Here is an 18752-nt window from a genome sequence, read left to right on the forward strand (position 1 = left end):
CCTGCAGCACGCCGGCGACGATCAGGGTGCCGCGCAGCGGAGCGAGCAGCCGCCCGGCGGCACCGGCCCGCCACCGTCCACAGGGCGCGGTCGGCACCGGGGCCTGCGGGGGGCCGTCACCCGGGCCCCGCGTCGGTTCCGGCACCGGATCCGGTTCGGGCCCCCGCGGCGGCTCAGGTGTCGGTTCCGGTGCGGGTCCCTGTGCCGGTTCCGGTGCCTGCTCGTGGTCGCGCTGGGATCCCATCGCCTTGCCCGCCACCCAGTAGGCCTGTGCGTGGATCTCCGATTTCGGGAACCCGAAGTCCTCGCGCAGCCGGGTGCGGAGCTGTTTGAGCGACGCCGACTCCGGTGCCACCCAGGCGTACCAGTCCGACCAGTCCCGGTGCTCGATCGCCGCGGCGATCGAGCCGGGGCCCTCCCGCTGCACCCGGTGCACCCGCAGCCGCGGATGGGTGGCGAGCGGGATCAGCCGGTCCTCCGGGTGCGCCTGCTCCAGGTACAGCTCGACCGGGATGTCCGGCGGCACGGCGCCGAGGATCCCGTTGATCGCCGGTACCGAGGCCGGGTCGCCCACCAGCAGGTATCCCGCGGGCGGGTCGGGTGCGACGGTGAAGGGCCGCGATCCGAGCACGACGACGGGAACGCTGTCCCCCGGGACGGCGCGCGCCGCCCAGGCCGACGCCGGACCGGCCGGCTCGTGCAGCAGCACGTCGATCGCGAACGCGCCGGAGCCGGGGTCGGCCTCGCTGAGGGTGTAGGCGCGCTGGAACTCCGCCGTCCCGCCGTCGGGGTCGGGGAACCAGAACCGCAGCCAGGCGGTGGGGCCGGGCGTCGCGTCCTCGAACAGGGTCGGCGAGGTCATCCGGATCCGCACCATGTGCGGGGCGACCCGCTCGGTCCCGGTCACGGTGGCGAGATGGTCGCGGGCACCGAGACCGCGCAGCAGCGCGCCCTGGAAGCCGCGGGGCATCAGCGCCCCCCGGTCGGGTCGACACCGAGGGCGGCCATCGTCTCGGCGACGGAGCGATCGGGGCGGACCTCGGCGAGCAGGCCGCGGATGCAGGCGGTCATGATCATGCGGAAGTAGTCCTCCATGGTGATCTCGGGCAGGCCGGGCGGCGCCGCGGTGACCTGGTCGTGCAGCTCCCGGGCGCGCACGGCGAGGCGGGCCAGCGCCGGTGACTCCTCGAGCCGGATGCTGTGCAGCTCCTCGACGGCGGCCCGGCCGACGGCGAGCCCGGCGACCGAGCTCGCGAGCACCGAGCCGAGATGCGGCGGGTAGCCGCGCCGCCCGAGCGCGTCGATCTCGGCGGCCAGCAGCGCCGCGCCGGACTCACCGCGCGGGAACAGCGTCTGCAGGTAGGCGGCCATGCCCCGGTGCTCCAGGCAGAACCCGCGCAGGGCCAGGGCGAACCGGAGCAGCTGACCGGCGGTGTCGTCGCCGGGGTCGTCCGGGATCCGGAGCTCGGCGAGCAGGCTCTCTCCGACCAGCGTCTCCAACCCGATCCGGCCGTCGACGTGCCGGTACAGCGCAGCCGGGGTGACGCCGAGCGTGTCGGCGACGCCCTGCACGGTCAGCCCGTCCAGCCCCGTCGCGCGCCCGGCCCGCTCGATCTGCTCGATCGTGATCCGGGGCGGGCGTCCACCCGTCCGCATCGCGCCCCGCCCCTCTTAGGTCACCCTTTGTTATGGCCTTAACTTAGAGGGGCGGGGCCCGGCCCGGCAAGCGTCGGGTTCGCGGAGACGGCCGACAGCAGATGCCAGCCGGCGAAGTAGGTGAAGCCCGGCACCAACCCGATCTCGTTCGCCGGTTGCCGCGTGGATCCGGCGTGGGCCGATTGACAGGCAAGTCGTGACTTGCCTATAAAGGGCACCGTGGACGCGGACCTGTTCCGGGCGATCAGCGACGCGACCCGGCGGACCATCCTGGACGAGCTGACCGAGAGGGACGGCCAGACCCTGTTCGAGATCTGCGGACGGCTGACCATGAGGCACGGCCTGACGTCGTCCCGCCAGGCCGTGTCACAGCATCTCGCGGTGCTGGAGCAGGCCGGCCTCGTGCACACCCGGCGGCACGGCCGCTACAAGTTCCACCACATCGACACGAGCCCGCTGCGCGCGATCGTCGAACGGTGGCCCATCGACCGAGAGGGACCGGACCCATGATCCGCATCACCGTCACCAGCGTGTTCGTCGACGACCAGGCCACGGCGCTCGCCTTCTACACCGACACGCTCGGCTTCGTGAAGAAGACCGACGTGCCCGCGGGTGAGTACCGCTGGCTCACCGTGGTGTCCCCGGCCGACCCGGACGGCGTCGAGCTGCTGCTGGAGCCGGCCGGGCACCCCGCGGTCGGCCCGTACCGGCAGGCCCTGGTCGCCGACGGCATCCCGGTCACCCAGTTCGCCGTCGACGACGTGTACGCCGAGGTCGAGCGGCTCAAGGGGCTGGGCGTCGAGTTCACCCAGGACGCGACCGACCTCGGACCGGTCGTCACCGCCGTGCTCGACGACACCTGCGGCAACCTGATCCAGATCGCCACGATGAAGGTCTAACCGGCGGCCCGCCACTGCTCGAGCACCGGGACCAGGTAGTCGGCCAGCACCGGCAGCTGCGGGGTGAGCGCGAGGGTGGCGATCGCGCGCAGCGTCCCCACGGTGTCGACGAAGGCCACCACGTCGTCGTCGAGCGGGCGCAGACCGGCCCGCCGGGCGCCACGCTCGTAGGCCGACCGCATCTCCGGGCCCAGGGTCGCCAGATCCCACTCGACCGGGCCCGTGGTGACCAGCTCGAAGTCGGCGAACAGCGGCCCGTCGGTCCCGGCGAAGGTGTTCGCGGGCGGGGAGTCGCCGTGCACCGGCTGGACCTCGACACCGGGGAACGCCCGCTCGAACGCCGCCCGGGAGTGCACCAGCGGAGCCAGGGCCCGCCATTCCCGGCGGGCGCGCTCCAGGTCGTCACCCGTGAGCAGGTCGCCGCGCTCGGCGAGCTGGTCGAGGGCCTCCGGCACGTGCCGCGGTTCGTCGGAGGTCAGGAACGGCAGCGGCCCCGGGTACCCGTGCAGCGCCGCGTGCAGGTCGGCGACGCGCTCGGAGTTCGCCGCGTAGTCGGGCTCGGAGCTCTGGTCCTCCTCGGTGAGCTGCCAGAACGTCATCGAGAAGCCGTTGCGCCGCACCGGTTCCCGCGCGACGAGCGGGCTCGGCGGGATCACCGGGGTACCGCGGGCCGCGAGCCACCCGGTCACGTCCAGCTCCGCCTGCTGCCGGCCCGCCAGGATCTCCGGCGTCGTCGAGTGCGGGAGAACGACCGGCATCCGGGCCACCACGGGCGCCGGGGCGAGGTGCACGACCACCGAGAACAGGTCGTGCAGCACGGCGGCGTCGGTCACCGTGAGCCCGAGCCCGCGGGCCGCCCCGACGGCGGCGTCGACCGCGGCCGCGGTGCGTGCCGAGTGATCACTCATGCCGTCACGGTAGGACAGCCCGCGCGGCGTCAGACGGGCAGCACACCGAGCGTCGTCACGGCGATCGAGACGATGAGCAGGGGCGCCAGGTTGCGCACCCCTGGCCGCATCGTCGTTCACCAGGTGGGTCACGACCGCACCCACGAAGTACAGGGCCGCTCCGACGGCGGCCGCTACCCCGAGTGGCCGGAGCCGGATCCCGGCGACCAGCCCGGCCGCGCCGGCGAACTCCGCGGTGGCCCGGTGGCGGATCTGCGGAGGTCAGGCTACTCCGCGCGGCGCCCGCCGAGGTGCTCGGCGAGGCGGCCGTGCGCCGGCGCGAGGTAGGCGATGCGGGTGCCGTCCGGGGAGATCGACGGGGGGGGGGGGGGACTCCGGGTCGGCGAAGAGCGTCTCGACGTCGACCAGGGCCGGCTGCTGCTCCGTGGAGCGTCCGGTCACGCTCATGTCGTACTCCGATCGTCGGTTCCCGGACCCGTCCGACAGCATGCCGCTGCGGCACGGTCGAGCCCGGACCCGCGCGTCAGCCGATCGAGGGGAGCCGCAGCTCCCGCAGCGGCGCGCCGCCGTCGACGAACAGCCGTCCGGCCGGGCTCAGGGCGGCCGCGATCCGGTGCAGCGCGGCCCGACCGGCCGCCGGGTGCCGCCCGTCGAGGGCGCCGACGCGGACGGCGAACGCCAGGTCGAACGGGGCCTCGCCGTCACCGAGCACCAGGTCCTCGACCGCAACCTGGCGGACGCTCAGCCGCCCGGCCTCGATCTCGGCCGCGGCGTTACGGCGGGCGAGCGCGACGCTGCGCCCGGAGCGGTCGATCATGAGGACGTGGCCGTCGCCGATCCGGCCGGCGACGGCCCTGGCCGCGGCCCCGGGGCCGCCGCCGATCTCGAGCACCCGAAGCCCCGGCCGCAGCGGGAGGGCGTCGACGATCGCGGCGAGGCGGGGCGAGAGCGGGTTCGCACCGGGCCGGTTCGTCGACATGCACGGATCAGAGCAGCCCGCGACCCGCGCGGTCCACACCTGCGATCAGTGCGCCGATCCCAGCTCCAGGGCGAGCACACCGGCGATGACCAGCCCGATCCCGCCGAACTGCACGGGGGTCAGCGTGTCGCCGAGGAAGACCGCACCGATGATCGCGACCAGCGCGACGCCGGCGGCGGCCCATATCCCGTAGGCGACGCCGACCGGCACCCCGGCCTTGAGTACCTGCGCGAGCAGGCCGAACGCGCCGAGGTAGCCGATCACCACCAGGACCGACGGGACGAGACGGGTGAACCCGTCGGACAGGCGCAGGTTGATCGTCGCCATGACCTCGAGCAGGATCGCCCCGGCGAGCAGCAGATAGGCCACGGTCACGCCTCACCGGCGCTGCGCCCGCCGAGGTGGCGGGCGAGGAAGCGCTCCATGGTGCGGTACAGCTCGATGTTGCTGTCCGGGTTGATGAACCAGTGGCCCTCGCGCTCGTTGAGCAGGTACTCGACCTCGACGCCGCGGGCCCGCAGCGCCTCGGCGACCCGGTCGGAGTGGCTGCGGTGCACCCGCAGGTCGTTCGCGCCGTGCACGAGCATCACCGGTGCGGTGATGTCGTCGACCCGGGTGATCGGGGACCGGGCGAGCATGTCGGCCCGCTGGGCCGGGTCGCTCGGGTCGCCGAAGTAGCGGACATAGCTGTTCACCAGCATCTTCCGGGCGAACGGGACGATCCGTTCACTGAGGTCGGCCAGGTCGGACATGCCGGTGTAGCTGATCGCGGCGGCGAACCGGTCCGGGGTGAACGCGGCGCCGACGAGTGCGGCGTAGCCGCCGTAGGACGAGCCGTAGACGGCGACGCGGTCGCGGTCGGTGTAGCCCCGGGCGATGGCCCAGTCGAGGGCGTCGATGACGTCGTCGTGCATCCGGCCGGCGAACTGGCCGATCGCGGCCTGCATGTGGGCCTTGCCGTAACCGGTGGAGCCACGGAAGTTGACCTGCAGCACCGCATAGCCGCGGTTGGCCAGCAGCTGCACCTCCGGGTCGTAGGTCCAGCTGTCGCGGTACCAGGGGCCGCCGTGCAGCAGCACCACGGTCGGCAGGTCGCGGTGTTCGATCCCGACCGGCAGGGTGAGGTGGCAGGGCAGGTCGATGCCGTCGCGGGCGGTGAGCGTGACCGGGGTGACCGGCGCCAGCTGGGCGGGATCGAGGTGCGGGTAGGGGCGGAACAGTCGTCGTGCGGTTCCGGTGGTGTGGTCGTAGAACCAGGTGGCCCGGTGGTCCCGGTCGTGGGTGAAGTCGACCACCCAGCGCATGGCGGTGGTGTCGCAGGAGACGTGGGCGAGGTCGCCGTCGGACAGCTCGGCCAGCCGGGGGAGGACCTCGGCGAAGCGCGGGTCGAGGGCGTGGATCTCCTGACGGGCACCGAGATACCGCGCGCCGAGCAGCTCTCCGTCCCCGGGGTGGACGATCAGCGAGGACGGGAAGCGCGGGTCGGCCTCGGGGCGCGGGGTGTCGAGGTCGAACACCGGGTGGCTGTCGACCCCGATCTGCTCGCCGGTGTCGAGGTCGACCCGGACCAGGCGGGTGCGGTCCGAGCCGCGCGGCGACCCGATCCACAGTCCAGTCCCGTCCGGGGTCGGGACGAACGGGGAGATGCCGAAGGGGTGGTCGAGCCCGGAGAACCGGCTGATCAGACGGGGCTCACCGGCGTTCCAGTCGGACAGCAGGTGGGTGCCGTCCTCGGTGATGCCCCAGGTGAGGATGCGTCCGGTCGGCGTGTACACCCAGCCGACGACGTCGCCGGGGTTCGCGGCGAGCATGCTCAGCCGGCCGCTGTCGAGGTCGAGCTCGTGCAGGTCGATCAGCTCGGGGCTGCGCCCGTTGAGTTCGACGACCACCGTCGCCGGGTCCGGGGTGAGATGGATGCGGGCCACCCGCACGCCCTCGATCGGGGTGAGGTCGGCCGCGGGCCGTTCGGGGTCGGCCGGATCGGCCCGGTACAGGTGGACGTTCTCGTCACCGTCGTCGTCCTGGAGGAACAGCAGGTACCGGGAGTCGGCCGACCAGAAGAACGTCTCGATGCTGCGGTGGTCGTCGGAGGTGACGCGGTGCGAAGCCGGGTCGTCGACCGCCGGGGTCTCCGGCCAGTCGCCGTCCAGGTCGCGGACGAACACGTTCAGCCGGTCCCGCCACGGGGCGAGGTAGGCGACCTTCGTGCCGTCCGGCGAGAGCTGGGCGCTGCTGCGGACGGGAGGGCCGAAGAACTCCTCGACGGTGATCAGCGGTGTGGTCATCGGCGCTGTGGTCGGTGGGGCGGTCATCGCGAGACCTCCGGGTGTGTCGTCGTGCGGACACCCACGAGTCCAGACCCGGACGTCGCGTCGGACTCAAGCCCGACCTGAGTGATTCGCACCACACTCGGTCACGGCTCACCGGGCCGCGCCAACCGCTGCTCGACCAGACGAAGCACACGGTGCTGCACCGGCCGCAGGTTGTGCCCGCTCAGCTCGTCCAGCAGCACCGACGCCCGCCCGTCCAGCCCGGGCAGCCCGTCCAGCTGCCCCGCGACGCTGGTGAGCTGCGCGGCCAGGTCCTCGACCAGCGCGGTGACGACGTCCTCGGGCGTGTCGTGGTCGAGCGCGTAGAAGCGGGCCGCGAGCGGGGCCGTGGCCGTGCCGCCGGCGCTGAGCAGGGTCACGAGGTCTGCGCGGCTCGCCTCGTCGAGCAGGTGCCCCAGCAGCAGGAGCTGTTCGTGTTCGTGACGCGCCATGCCGGCCTGCAGTTCCTCCGGCGCGGACCGGAGGGCCGCGAGCTCCGGAGGGAGGTCCGGCGGGGACCCGGTGCGGCGCAGCACCGCGATGCTGTCCCGCCGGGCCGTCAACCGCTCGATCTCGGTGGCCGCCTCCCGGTCGAGCTCGTCGAGCAACCGCTCGGCGGCCACCGGATCGTCCAGCACCGCCGGCACCTGCGACAGCGGGACGCCGAGCGCGGTCAGCCTGCTGATCCGCAGCAGCCGGACGAGGTGGCCGACGTCGTAGTGCCGGTAGCCGCCCGACGTGCGCGGCGGCTCGGCCAGCAGGCCGATCTGGTGGTAGTGCCGCAGCGTGCGGACGGTGACGCCGGCGATCTCGGCGAGTTCACTGCTGCGCAACGGCCGCTCCTTCGACCCGGCAAGCGTACGCACCCGCGCCCGGCCGTTCATGATCCGCGTCCGGGGAGTGTTCGTACCGCTCCGGCACGCCGGCACTCCCGAGACGCGGATCATGGTGGCGGCGAGCACCGGGTCGGCGCACGACCAGGGAACGCCGTCCGCCCTCCACCAGGGTGACTCGGGTGCGCACGGCCGGCTCGCCACCGCACCGTCGACGTCGCCGACTCCGCCCGGGCCCGCACCTTCTTCGCTGCCGCGTACGGCCGGACGTTCAGCGCCGGCGACCATGAGGACGGCTGGCAGGTCGACGGGATGCGCCCGATGACAGGACTGCACGGTGGGCACCGGATGCCGACCGTCGTGCCGATGTACGCCGTCGACGACATCGACGCGACGGTGCACGCGGCGCGCTCGGCCGGTGGCACCGCGACCGACCCGGAACGGCGGCCCCACAGGCTCCTGTCGAGCTGTGCCGACGATCAGGGCACTCGCTTCTACCTGGGGGAACCGGCCTGACCTGCGAACCGGACGGGTCCGGTCGGCCACACCGGCGCTGCGACCAGGGCCCGGTTAGAGTCCCGGTCGGAGCCACATCGCCCCGTGCCGGCACGGCGAGTCCGTTGAGGACGCCCGCGTACGGACACCCCATGCATCGCGCCGTGCTCCGTCCCTGCCGCCCGTGCGAGGAGAAGTCCCATGCCCAACCAGGACCGCGCCGTCCGGGTCGGCCGGATCGCACGCCGCTGGGGACGGGCACAGCAGACGTGGAAGATGCGCGTCGAGCAGTCCACCGGCCGGGTCCGGTACCGGCGCTCGCGGTCACGGGTGAAGCTGATGACCAACGGCGGCCGGGGCTGGATCGCGGTCAACGACGGGCCGGCGTTCGCCGCCGGCCTCGCCCGCTACCTCGACCAACTCGCCCACTGCTCAACAGGAAGCCGGCTGTCTTCTGTCTCCCCGCCCACCGGAGGTGCTACCGCCGCAGGTGGCCGGCGGGGAGACACCCCCCCGGAGAGGTCGCCCGAGGTGTGGGGCGCGGCGAGCGCCCCACGAGCTATCGGCGTTATCGACGTTGATGCCAGGTTGATCGAAGAAGTTCGATTTTTCCAATCCACTGTGCGACACGGGTCTTAGCCTGCAGTTATGACGACGACGAGCATTCACGGCACGGTCGGTTACGCGGCCCTGTGGGTCGCCGATCTGGAACGCGCGGCGACGTTCTTCGCGACGGCGCTCGGCTGGTCCTACGACAACGAGGGGCCGCAGCACCGAATGGTTGCGGGCGCGTCGCCGCCGCAGAGCATCGTCTCCCTGGAGGCGCTGCCCGCGGGCGTGTGGGACGACTGGCCGCGGCACAACACGATGTTCCTGAGCCAGGGCGTAGACGATGCCGACGCCGTCGTCGAGCGCATCCGGTCGGCCGGTGGGCGGGCCGAGGACCCTGTCGACACCGACCACGGGCGGTCCGCGAACTGCATCGACGACCAGGGACTGCCGTTCGCCGTTCATCAGGGCGATTCGCGCGAACACGGCCGGCTCACCTACCTGACCTTCGAGGTCGCCGACTCCGCCCGCGCTCGCGCCTTCTTCGGCGTCACGTTCGGCTGGACGTTCAGCGCCGGCAGCCACGAGGACGGCTGGCAGGTCGACGAGATGTACCCGATGGCAGGCCTTCACGGTGGGCATCGACAGCCGACCGTGGTGCCGATGTACGCGGTGGACGACATCGAGGCGACCGTGAACCGGGTGCGCGTGGCCGGCGGCACCGCCACCGATCCGGACCGCCAGCCCTACGGGCTCCTGTCGAGCTGTGCTGACGATCAGGGCACCCGCTTCTACCTGGGTGAGCTGGCCTGAGCTACGTGTCGATCAGGTCAGCGCGGCACATTTCCACCAGTGCCATCGGTCCGTCAAGCTTGTGGAGCGCGGCGAGCGCCCCATGATCCGTGGTCAGTTGTCGCTGAGTCCGATACGATGGGAGATATGACCCGTCGAAAGGTCGATGTCGCGTAAGGCGCCCACCGAAGTCCGCCGCGAGCGGACGCGAGTTCAGTTGAGCTCGCCGAGGACTCTGCCGCGCGCTCTCGCTGCTGAGCTTCGACGTACCGGTCGCGCTGACCTCAGCCCCGAGCGAGTCGCCGTTGCTCTCGCTGACTGGAAGCGGATGTCTCAGCAGTCTCGGCGCGATTTGGACGACGCCAGCAATGACTACGTCGGGTATTCGGGGCCGACCGCGCGTGATGTACTCGATGCAGCTATCCGAGCCCTGTCCAAGCGTTTCGCCCGGGAACTACGCAAGCTTGTCAGTCCGTTGGATGAGGCGGTTGCGGCCAAGACCTTGCCCGACCCGTTCGCCGATCCTGCTCGGCCATGGTGGCATCGTCGGCTCACCGACCTCTATCAGGGGCGGGCGCTCACTGGACGTGAGCGAGAGCGTGCCTATCGGCAGGCGGGCCTGGTACCGCCGACATGGTGACCTCCGGCAGTCAACTTCTTCGCGCACGACGAAGATCGTCGGCAAGGTGGTCATCCGTCTCGGTGCTTAGAAGTCGAGCGACTGAGTACCGTCGTGTGTGCGCACACTGACACCTGGCTCGAACGCATCTAATACACGTATTGCGTAGGCCGGAGAGAAGGCGGCAGTCACCTCAGGCAGTGAAATCCACCTGACATCAAGGGACTCATCGGTCGCTCGTTCCTGCCCGGCGACAGGTTCACACCGAAATACAAGTGCGATGATTCCACGACTCATATTCTTGTAGATTCCGGATAGTTGGCCGACTTCGACTTTGATTCCGGTCTCTTCGAGGACCTCACGGGCGACGCCCGCTTCTGGTGACTCATCAAGTTCGAGGACGCCACCCGGTGGCTCCCAGCGGCCGTTGTCACGCCGCTGGATCACGAGCACCTGGTCATCATCGTTCACGACGACGCCTGCGACGCTCACGGAGTGCTTGGGTGTGTCCGTCATGGCAGAGCCTCGCGTTCGACGGCGTTCGGTAACGTTCGCTGTCAATCTGTGGGTCGGCACGGCCTACGTCCCGACCAGCTCCGGGAAGATCAAGCGGCAGCCGGTCTACGGCCGCAGCCAGGAGGAGGTCTGGGAGAAGCTCGACGGGCTCAAGGCTCGGGCCGTGAACGGCGGCCTCGTCGACGACCGCCGGGCCACCGTGGTGGAGTTCCTCGCCGACTGGCTCGACGACATGCGCCACGAGAAGCTGCGCCAACGGCTGGGACGCCCGCCGGCCCGAGAAGGAGCAGTGCTGCTCTGCCGGCCGCTGCTGCGGGCGCCACCCTTCGGTCCGCCAGCTCCAGTTCGTGCACGCCGTGCTCCGCAACGCGCTCGTGCATGCCGAGCGCCTGGAGCTGGTGAACCGCAACGTCGCCAAGCTCGTGCGGGTCAAGACGCCCGAGTACTCGGTGGGGAAGGGACTGCCCGTGGAACAGGCACGCGCATTGCTGACCGCGGCCGAGGGCACCCGGTTCCACCCGCTCTACGTCGTCGCGGCCACGCTCGGCCTCCGCCGCGGCGAGCTGCTCGGCCTGCGCTGGTGCGACATCGACATGGACGAGGCGACGGTCCACGTCCGCCAGACCGTCCAGCGGGTCGGAGGCAAGCTCGTCGTCGAGCGCACCAAGACGCGCGCCTCCGAGGCGGTGATCCCGCTACCGAAGATCACCCGCACCGCGATCCTCACCCGGCGCCGGGCCTGGGCCGACGAGCGCACGGCGGCAGGGGAGTGCTGGCAGGACCACGACCTCGTGTTCTGCACCCAGATCGGTACGCCCGTCGAGCCGCGGGCGCTGAACCGCGACTTCGACAAGCTCCGCCAGCGCGCCGGCCTTCCCGGCGTCCGGCTGCACGACCTGCGCCACACCGTCGTGAGCCTGCTGCTCGCGCTCGGAACACCGCCGCACGTCGTGCAGGCCATCGCCCGGCACGCGGACATCGACGTCACGATGACGATCTACGCGCACACCAACCTGGACGCCATGCGCCAGGCGCTCGACGCCATCGACTGGGAGGCGTCATGACCGGACACTGCTACAGGATTGCTACAGGTCGATCTTGGGACAAGACCGGGGCGACCTGTTCTCACAGGTCAACCGTGGTCGGGGTGGCGGGATTTGAACCCACGGCCCCTCGCTCCCAAAGCGAGTGCGCTACCAAGCTGCGCCACACCCCGTCCGCCGCAGTCTAGACCCACCCCGGTGCTGCACGGGGCCGGCGTCGTCGCACCGCTCCGACCGCGGTGTGGCCCGTGCGACAGCCCCAGACGTTGATCGCAACCGCCACCGGTTCATAAGGAAAGCCTTTCCTAATGACAAGGAGGGGTGCCGGTTGCGTGCACCGTCCCGACCCGCTGGTCTGTACGACCCGGCCGCCGAGCACAGCAGCTGCGGCGTCGGCCTGATCGTCCGGAAGGACGGGACGCAGACCCATGACGTCCTCGTCCACGCCCATCGTGCCCTGTGCGTCGTCCCGCACCGCGGGGGGATGTCCGCGGAGGGGGTCGGTGACGGCGGGGGCGTGTCGGTCGACCTGTCGGTGCGGTTCTTCTCCGCGGTGGTCGGACGGCCGCTGGGGCACCGGGCGTTCGGCGTCGGCAACTTCTTCCTCCCGCCGGAGGCGGACCGGGCAGGTGCGGCGGAGAAGCTGGTCACGACGACGCTGGAGCGGCACGGCTGCACGGTGCTCGTCGTCCGTGACGTCCCGACCGACCCGTCGGTGCTGCGTCCGGCTGCGGTCGAGGCGCAGCAGCCGATCCGGCAGTGGGTGTTCGACCTGCCGCGCGACGCGGACGCCGATCGGCTGACCCACGACTGCCTGCTCGGCATCGAGGCGCTCGCCTACACCGAACCCGATCTCGCCGGCCTCTACCCGCTCAGCCTGTCCCACCGCACCCAGGTCCTCAAAGGACGGCTGAACTCCTGGGAGGTGCTGCGATGGTTCACCGACCTGACCGACCCCGCGCACGAGGTCTCCAGCCTGTACTTCCACACCCGGTTCTCCACCAACACCGACCCGCACCCGACGATGGCGCAGCCGTTCCGGCTGCTCGCACACAACGGTGAGCTCAACACCGACCGCAAGAACCGGATCGCCGACGACGCCCTGGCCCGGGCCCGCGACCGCGGGATCGTCCGCCCGCCCGGTCAGTCGGACAGTGCGCGGTTCGACCAGACGCTGCACGCCAGGGTCGCGGGCGACGGGACCGACCTGGTCGACGCCGTCGTCTCGATGATGCCACCGGCCTGGGAGAACGACCGGTCGCTGTCCGAGCCGGTGCGCGCGATGCTGGAGTACCGCTCGCTCGTCGAGGAGTGCAACGACGGCCCGGCCGCGATCGTGTTCTCCGACGGTGACGTGACCGGCGCCCGGCTGGACCGGCTCGGCCTGCGTCCACTGCGGACCTGCGAGACCGAGGAGTACCTGACCGTCTCCTCCGAGGCGGGCCAGTTCGACCTGCCCTCCGCGCAGGTGTTGCGCCGCGGCCGGATCGAGGCGGGCGGAATGCTCTGGTGGAGCGCCCTCGAACGGCGCAGCTACGACACAGCACAGACCCTGGAGCTGCTCGCGTCGCGCGCGGACTACCCGGCGCTGCTGGCCGCCGCGCGCACCCGCGCGGCCGACCTGCCCGCGGCCGCGGTGCGCGACGAGGGCTGCGAGCTGACCCCGTACCAGCGCTACGTCGCCTACGGGATGGACCAGGAGGCCTTCCGCTTCCTGCTCGACCCGATGCTGACCGACGGTGCCGAACGGATCTCGGCGATGGGATACGGCAACGCGATCAACGTGTTCACCGATCGGGAGGGTGGCGTCGCCCGCTACTTCACCCAGCGGTTCGCGCAGGTCACGAACCCGCCGCTGGACCCGATCCGGGAGGCCGACGGGATGAGTCTGCGGGTCGCGCTCGGCGCCCGCCCCCTTGCCGACGGCGACCCGTTCCACCGGATCGTCCTCGACTCGCCGCTGCTCGACGCCGACGAACTGGCCAGGGTCCGCTCCGGAGCCGTCGTCCCGGCGGCGGAGTTCCCGCTGCTGCACGCACCCGGCGACCTGGAGCAGGCGGTCGAGCGCCTGTGCGCCGACGTCGTCGCGTTCGCGCGCACCGGTGGCGGCATCGCCGTGCTCGACGATGCGGGCCTCGACGTCGACCGGGCGGCGGTGCCCGCGGTGTTCGCCGTCGCCGCGGTGAACCGGGCGCTGATCGGTGCCGGACTGCGGCCCGCCGTGTCGGTGGTCGTCGCAACCGGCCAGGTGTGCTCGTCGCACCATCTGGCCGTCGTCCTCGGATTCGGGGCGTCCGCGGTGCACCCGCACGTCGTCCGGTTGCGTGCCGAGGAGACCGGGGACGCCGAGGCCTTCGGCCGGTTCCGCAGGGCCGCCGAGAAGGCCCTGCTCAAGACGATGGCGCGGGTCGGGTTGTGCACCGCGGAGAGCTACGTCGGCGGGGAGTTCTTCGAACCCGGTTACCTCGACACCGAGGACCCGGTGCTGCGCCGCTGGTTCCCGGACCTCGACTCGCCGGTCGGCGGCGTCGGGTTCGCCGCGATCGAACGGTCGGCGGCGGACTGGCACGCCAGGGCGCTGACCGTCACCGGCCCGGCGGACGTCCCGCAGCTCGGGTTGTTCAAGGAACGTTCCGACGGCGCCGGGCACTCCTACGGCGTCGCCGCGGTGCGGGCGTTCACCGGGCTCGCCGACGAGCGGACCGCGCTGACCGCGGGCGCGGTCGACCCGTCGTTGCGGTTGCTCCCGCTGGCCGGGCTGACCGACGCGTTCGGCCTGCACGACGACGCCTACACCTACACCAGCCTGCGCCGGCTCACCGCCGACGAGATCGACCGGTTCGCCGTCACCCCGGGTTACCGGGAGTTCGTCCGGACGCTCACCGAGGAACGGGAGCGACGCCCGTCCGCCCTGCGGGACGTGCTCGCCCTGCCGGTGGACCTGCGTGACGGCGCCCGGCCGCGGCCGGACCTGCCCGTCACCGCGCCGGAGCCGGTCGCGCTCGACTCGGTGTCACCGGCGTCGGAGATCACGCCCACCTTCGCGTCCGGCGCGATGAGCCACGGCGCGCTCGTCGCGAGCGCGCACGAGGCCGTCGCACACGGCGTCAACATGGTCGGCGGGCTCTCCAACAGCGGCGAGGGCGGCGAGTCGCGCTCCCGGTTCGGCACGATCCGCGGGTCCCGGATCAAGCAGTTCGCCTCCGGCCGGTTCGGGGTGTGGGCGGGCTACCTGGCCGACCCGATGCTCGAGCAGATCGAGATCAAGATCGCGCAGGGGGCGAAGCCCGGGGAGGGTGGCCAGCTCCCCGGTGCGAAGGTCACCGTCGACATCGCGGCCGCCCGCGGCGCGACCCCCGGTGTCGAGCTGGTGTCACCGCCGCCGCACCACGACACCTACTCCATCGAGGACCTCGCCCAGCTCATCCACGACGCCACCGCGGCGCGGGTGAAGGTGGTCGTGAAACTGGTGTCCTCGGAGGGCATCGGGACGATCGCGGTCGGCGTCGCGAAGGCCGGTGCGCACGTCATCAACGTCGCCGGGAACACCGGCGGTACCGGCGCCGCCGCCGTCACCAGCCTGAAGTTCGCCGGGCGCTCCGCCGAGATCGGGATCGCCGAGGTGCACCAGGCCCTGTCCGCGCACGGTCTGCGGGACGCGGTCGAGCTGCGCTGCTCGGGCGCCCATCAGACCGGGAGCGACGTGGTGGTCTCCGCGCTGCTCGGCGCCGACGGGTTCGAGTTCGGGACCAGCGCGCTGATGATGGTGCGTTGCGTGATGGCCAAGAACTGCAACGTTCGTTGCCCGGCCGGGATCACCACGAACCCGGAGGCGTTCGAGGGCGATCCGCGCGCGCTGGCCCAGTACCTGCTGAACGTGGCGCACGAGGTCAGGGAGATCCTCGCCGGGCTCGGACTGCGCAGCCTGCGGGAGGCCCGCGGCCGGACCGATCTGCTGCACCTCGCGGCGCACCCGGCGATCGTCGGCCGGCTCGACCTGAGCAGGCTGCTGCACTCGGCACGGCCCGACCAGGTCGCCGAGCCGGTGCGGGTCGGTGCCCGGCACGACCACGACGAGGACTGGTCGGCGGCGCTGCGTGCGGCGCTCGCCGGGGGCGAGCCCGGTCTCGAGATCGACGGCGGCACGCTGGGCAACCGGCACCGCTCGGTCGGCGGCCGCCTCTCCGTCGACGTCGAGCGGATGCTCGACCACGAGCGCGTCGACGGGCCGGCGCTCGTCGACGACCGCGGCCGCCGGTTCCTGCCGGAGCGCTACCTGCGGATCCGGACCCGTGGCGCGGCGGGCCAGTCGTTCGGGCTGCTGTGCAACGACGGGATCCTGCTGGAACACACCGGCACCGCCAACGACGGTGTCGGCAAGGCCGCCTGCGGCGGGACGATCGCGATCCGGACACCCGGCGGTGGGTCAGGTGGCGAGCCGGGGCCGGGGGAGAACGTGCTGATCGGCAACTTCGCGCTGTTCGGCGCGACCGGTGGCCGGCTGTTCGTACAGGGCGAGGCGGGAGACCGGTTCGCGGTGCGCAACTCGGGGGCGTCGGCCGTCGTCGAGGGGCTCGGCGACTTCGGCTGCGAGTACATGACCGGCGGGGCGGTGCTGAACCTGGGCGCCGCGGGCACCGGGCTCGGCAACGGCATGTCCGGCGGGTTCCTCTACCAGTACGACCCGTCCGGTGAGATCGGGTTCAGCACCGACTCCGTGGACGTCGCGCCGGTCGCCGGGTTCCACGAGACGGCGGTGCGGCTGCTGCTCGGCTGGCACCTCGACGCCACCGGTTCACCGGTCGCCCGCAGGCTGCTCGACGACTGGGAGCGCGAGCGCGGGCACCTGCTCGTCGCGACCCCGCGGGCGTTGCACCACTACTGCGACGCCGGCGCTGTGCTCGCCGCCCGGAGCCGCTCCGAACTGGTCGAGGAGCTCGCCGACGCCCTGGCCGCGCACCAGGTCCGGCGACACAAGCTGGCGCAGCGGGACGGCGCGCCGGTGGCGGGCGGGGCGGTGCCCACTGACGCGGACGAGACGATGTACGCGCTGCTCAACGGCCTGACGGTGCAGACGATCGCCGAGGACGTGGCGCGCCGCCGCGGTGTCGAGGCCCGCACACTGCTGCTCACCGAGGACCACGCCGTCCGGAGCAGGCTGGTGCGTTACGCCCGCGACGCGCTCGCCCGGTACGAGGACGCCGACCTCGCCGTCCTCGTCTCGGCGAAGCGGGTCGGCGACCTCAAACAGGCGCTCGCCCGGCGCGACGTGTACGGCACCGACAGCCCCGGCACGTTCGGCTGGATCCTGGCCCAGGACGCGGCCAACGCCGCGGCGCTCGGCCGGATCCCGAGCTTCGAGGAGCTGTTCGCGGCGCGTGCCGTCGGGGACCTGGTGGAGTCGGCATGACCGTGCAGCCCCCTGCGGACGTGCGTGCCCTCGCGGTCGCCGACGACGCACCGTTCACCCCGGAGCAGCGGATCTGGCTCGCCGGGTACCTGGCAGGCGCCCGGGCCGCCGTCGCCCGCACCGAACCGTCGGACACGGGTGCGCACCCGCCGGTGCACGTGCTGTACGGGACCGAGACCGGCAACGCCGAGCTGGTCGCGAGCACGGTGGCCACCCGGCTGACCGCTGCGGGCGCCGCCGCCGAACCGGTCGAGCTGGACCAGGTCGACGGGGCCGCCCTCGCCGCGATGGAGCGGGTGGTGATCGTCTGCTCCACCTACGGCGACGGCGAGATGCCGGACAACGCGGACCTGTTCCGGCAGGTGATCGAGGCCGACGACGCGCCACGGCTGGAGTCCACGACGTTCGCCGTCTGCGCGCTCGGTGACACCGCCTACGACGACTTCTGCGCCGCCGGGAAGCTGATCGACGCCCGGCTCGCGGAGCTGGGTGGCACCCGCGCCCTGGACCGCGTCGACTGCGACGTGATGTGGGAGGACCAGGCCCAGCAGTGGTACGACCGGGTCGTCGAGACGTTCACCGGGGGAGCCCCGCGGCCTGCGCCGGTGCCCGCCGCTCGGCAGCCCTCGGAGTCGCGTCGGTGGGACCGGCGCAGCCCGTTCCCGGCGGTGCTCGCGCACAGTGTGCGGCTGTCCGGTCCCGGCTCGGACAAGGACATCCGCCACCACGAGTTCGCCCTCGGTGACAGCGGCATCGCCTACGCCGCCGGGGACGCGCTCGGGGTGCTGCCGTGCAACGATCCCGTGCTGGTCGACGCCCTGCTGGAGCACCTCGGCCAGGACGGTGACACCGCCGTCGGGGACCGGTCGCTGCGTGATCTGCTCACCCACGAGCACGAGATCGTGACGCCGTCCCGGGACCTGTTGGCGGTGCTCGCCGAGCGGGCCGCCGACGACGAGCTGCGGGCCGCGCTGCGCCATCCGGACCGCGCGACCCGGGACGCCTACCTGTGGGGGCGCGACCTGCTCGGCCTGCTCCGCACGGCGCGACTGCGGTTCGACGCCGAGGAGCTGCTCGGGCTGCTCCGGCCGTTGCAGCACCGGGCGTACTCGATCTCGTCGAGCCCGCTCGTCGCGCCGGACCGGATCCACCTGACGGTGGCGAGCGTGCGTTACCGCTGCGACGACCGGATGGTCGGCGGGGTCTGCTCCACGCACCTCGCCGACCGGCTCGCGGTCGGCGAGACCGCCGGGGTGTTCCTGCAGCCGAACACGACGTTCCGGCCGGCCCCCGACGACGTCGACATGATCATGATCGGCCCGGGGACCGGGGTCGCGCCGTTCCGGGCGTTCCTGCAGGAACGTGCGGCCCGGGGCGCGACCGGCCGGAACTGGCTGGTCTTCGGCGACCGGCGGCGCGAGCACGACTTCCTCTACCGCTCCGAACTGACCGGGTGGGCCGACGACGGCCTGCTCACCCACCTCGACCTGGCCTTCTCCCGCGACCAGGCCGGCAAGGTCTACGTCCAGGACCGGATGCGCGAGCACGGGGCCCGGCTCCACGCCTGGCTCGCCGAAGGCGCGCACCTCTACGTGTGCGGTGACGCGAGCCGGATGGCCCGCGACGTCGACGCCGCACTGCACGAGGTCGTCGCCGAGCACGGCGGCCTGGACGCCGACGGCGCCGCGGCGTTCGTCGCCGATCTCAAGCGGGCGAAGCGCTACCTGCGCGACGTGTACTGAGC

Annotated in this window: 14 protein-coding genes, 1 tRNA gene and 3 pseudogenes; 8 read left to right on the forward strand and 10 right to left on the reverse strand. The window is 72.2% G+C overall.

The annotated features are described in order from the left end of the window. Window positions 1–313: 313 nt before the first annotated feature. Both AB0J24_RS06810 and AB0J24_RS06815 read right to left on the reverse strand, forming a co-directional pair. Window positions 314–970 (reverse strand): annotated as a pseudogene (locus tag AB0J24_RS06810) (SIP domain-containing protein); the annotation flags it as partial. Then, window positions 970–1656, reverse strand: coding sequence for a hypothetical protein (locus AB0J24_RS06815; protein WP_358676583.1), 687 nt, complete (start codon window positions 1654–1656; stop codon window positions 970–972). The pseudogene AB0J24_RS06810 and the gene AB0J24_RS06815, both read right to left, overlap by 1 nt. Before the next feature lie 219 nt (window positions 1657–1875). Between AB0J24_RS06815 and AB0J24_RS06820 the strand changes: the two genes are divergently transcribed. Continuing rightward, on the forward strand, window positions 1876–2166 hold the full coding sequence (locus AB0J24_RS06820; protein WP_358676586.1) for a metalloregulator ArsR/SmtB family transcription factor: 291 nt from the start codon (window positions 1876–1878) through the stop codon (window positions 2164–2166). Further along, the gene (locus AB0J24_RS06825; RefSeq protein ID WP_358676589.1) at window positions 2163–2555 is read left to right on the forward strand and encodes a VOC family protein; all 393 of its coding nucleotides are present in this window, start codon (window positions 2163–2165) and stop codon (window positions 2553–2555) included. The genes AB0J24_RS06820 and AB0J24_RS06825 overlap by 4 nt, the downstream gene beginning before the upstream one ends. Here AB0J24_RS06825 and AB0J24_RS06830 read toward each other — a convergent pair. From AB0J24_RS06830 to AB0J24_RS06855, 6 genes and pseudogenes are all read right to left on the reverse strand, one after another. Beyond that, entirely contained in the window at window positions 2552–3463 is a 912-nt protein-coding gene (locus AB0J24_RS06830; RefSeq protein ID WP_358676592.1) for a phosphotransferase, read from the reverse strand. The genes AB0J24_RS06825 and AB0J24_RS06830 overlap by 4 nt on opposite strands. A gap of 105 nt (window positions 3464–3568) precedes the next feature. Further along, window positions 3569–3715, reverse strand: a pseudogene (locus AB0J24_RS06835) (DoxX family protein); the annotation flags it as partial. A 271-nt stretch (window positions 3716–3986) separates the two neighbouring features. After that, window positions 3987–4442 carry a methyltransferase domain-containing protein gene (locus AB0J24_RS06840; RefSeq protein WP_358676595.1) on the reverse strand — a complete coding sequence of 152 codons (456 nt, stop codon included), beginning with the start codon at window positions 4440–4442 and terminating at the stop codon, window positions 3987–3989. A gap of 45 nt (window positions 4443–4487) precedes the next feature. Next, window positions 4488–4811 (reverse strand): multidrug efflux SMR transporter, encoded by a 324-nt coding sequence (locus AB0J24_RS06845; RefSeq protein WP_358677361.1) that lies wholly within the window; start codon window positions 4809–4811, stop codon window positions 4488–4490. Between the two features lie 2 nt (window positions 4812–4813). After that, window positions 4814–6754, reverse strand: coding sequence for a S9 family peptidase (locus tag AB0J24_RS06850; protein ID WP_358676597.1), 1941 nt, complete (start codon window positions 6752–6754; stop codon window positions 4814–4816). A gap of 101 nt (window positions 6755–6855) precedes the next feature. Further along, a complete protein-coding gene (locus AB0J24_RS06855) occupies window positions 6856–7584 on the reverse strand; it encodes a MerR family transcriptional regulator (protein WP_358676600.1) in 729 nt (242 codons plus the stop codon). Window positions 7585–7803: 219 nt separating this feature from the next. Here AB0J24_RS06855 and AB0J24_RS06860 point away from each other — a divergent pair. The 3 genes and pseudogenes from AB0J24_RS06860 to AB0J24_RS06870 all read left to right on the forward strand — a co-directional run. After that, a pseudogene (locus AB0J24_RS06860) lies at window positions 7804–8100 on the forward strand (glyoxalase); the annotation flags it as partial. A gap of 180 nt (window positions 8101–8280) precedes the next feature. Beyond that, complete coding sequence (locus AB0J24_RS06865; protein WP_358676603.1) at window positions 8281–8718, forward strand: hypothetical protein; 438 nt, start codon at window positions 8281–8283, stop codon at window positions 8716–8718. A gap of 9 nt (window positions 8719–8727) precedes the next feature. Next, on the forward strand, window positions 8728–9441 hold the full coding sequence (locus AB0J24_RS06870; RefSeq protein WP_358676606.1) for a VOC family protein: 714 nt from the start codon (window positions 8728–8730) through the stop codon (window positions 9439–9441). 685 nt (window positions 9442–10126) lie between these two features. Here AB0J24_RS06870 and AB0J24_RS06875 read toward each other — a convergent pair. Further along, window positions 10127–10531, reverse strand: coding sequence for an NUDIX domain-containing protein (locus AB0J24_RS06875; protein WP_358676609.1), 405 nt, complete (start codon window positions 10529–10531; stop codon window positions 10127–10129). A 371-nt stretch (window positions 10532–10902) separates the two neighbouring features. Here AB0J24_RS06875 and AB0J24_RS06880 point away from each other — a divergent pair, with 371 nt between their 5' ends. Then, window positions 10903–11619 carry a site-specific integrase gene (locus AB0J24_RS06880; RefSeq protein ID WP_358676612.1) on the forward strand — a complete coding sequence of 239 codons (717 nt, stop codon included), beginning with the start codon at window positions 10903–10905 and terminating at the stop codon, window positions 11617–11619. A 75-nt stretch (window positions 11620–11694) separates the two neighbouring features. Here AB0J24_RS06880 and AB0J24_RS06885 read toward each other — a convergent pair. After that, window positions 11695–11771, reverse strand: a tRNA-Pro gene (locus tag AB0J24_RS06885). A 155-nt stretch (window positions 11772–11926) separates the two neighbouring features. Here AB0J24_RS06885 and AB0J24_RS06890 point away from each other — a divergent pair. Further along, complete coding sequence (locus tag AB0J24_RS06890; RefSeq protein ID WP_358676615.1) at window positions 11927–17008, forward strand: glutamate synthase-related protein; 5082 nt, start codon at window positions 11927–11929, stop codon at window positions 17006–17008. Beyond that, a complete protein-coding gene (locus AB0J24_RS06895) occupies window positions 17005–18750 on the forward strand; it encodes a sulfite reductase flavoprotein subunit alpha (protein WP_358676618.1) in 1746 nt (581 codons plus the stop codon). Before AB0J24_RS06890 ends, AB0J24_RS06895 begins: the two co-directional genes overlap by 4 nt. The last annotated feature ends 2 nt before the right edge of the window (window positions 18751–18752 follow it).

Source organism: Pseudonocardia sp. NPDC049635 (assembly GCF_040659795.1).
GTDB lineage: Bacteria > Actinomycetota > Actinomycetes > Mycobacteriales > Pseudonocardiaceae > Pseudonocardia.

What these genes read in the sequence shown, in the direction of transcription:
- AB0J24_RS06815 (WP_358676583.1), bottom strand. Translation starts at nt 1,656, where the DNA reads ATGCGGACGGGTGGACGCCCGCCCCGGATCACGATCGAGCAGATCGAG.
- AB0J24_RS06825 (WP_358676589.1), top strand. Translation starts at nt 2,163, where the DNA reads ATGATCCGCATCACCGTCACCAGCGTGTTCGTCGACGACCAGGCCACG.
- AB0J24_RS06830 (WP_358676592.1), bottom strand. Translation starts at nt 3,463, where the DNA reads ATGAGTGATCACTCGGCACGCACCGCGGCCGCGGTCGACGCCGCCGTC.
- AB0J24_RS06840 (WP_358676595.1), bottom strand. Translation starts at nt 4,442, where the DNA reads ATGTCGACGAACCGGCCCGGTGCGAACCCGCTCTCGCCCCGCCTCGCC.
- AB0J24_RS06850 (WP_358676597.1), bottom strand. Translation starts at nt 6,754, where the DNA reads ATGACCGCCCCACCGACCACAGCGCCGATGACCACACCGCTGATCACC.
- AB0J24_RS06865 (WP_358676603.1), top strand. Translation starts at nt 8,281, where the DNA reads ATGCCCAACCAGGACCGCGCCGTCCGGGTCGGCCGGATCGCACGCCGC.
- AB0J24_RS06870 (WP_358676606.1), top strand. Translation starts at nt 8,728, where the DNA reads ATGACGACGACGAGCATTCACGGCACGGTCGGTTACGCGGCCCTGTGG.
- AB0J24_RS06895 (WP_358676618.1), top strand. Translation starts at nt 17,005, where the DNA reads ATGACCGTGCAGCCCCCTGCGGACGTGCGTGCCCTCGCGGTCGCCGAC.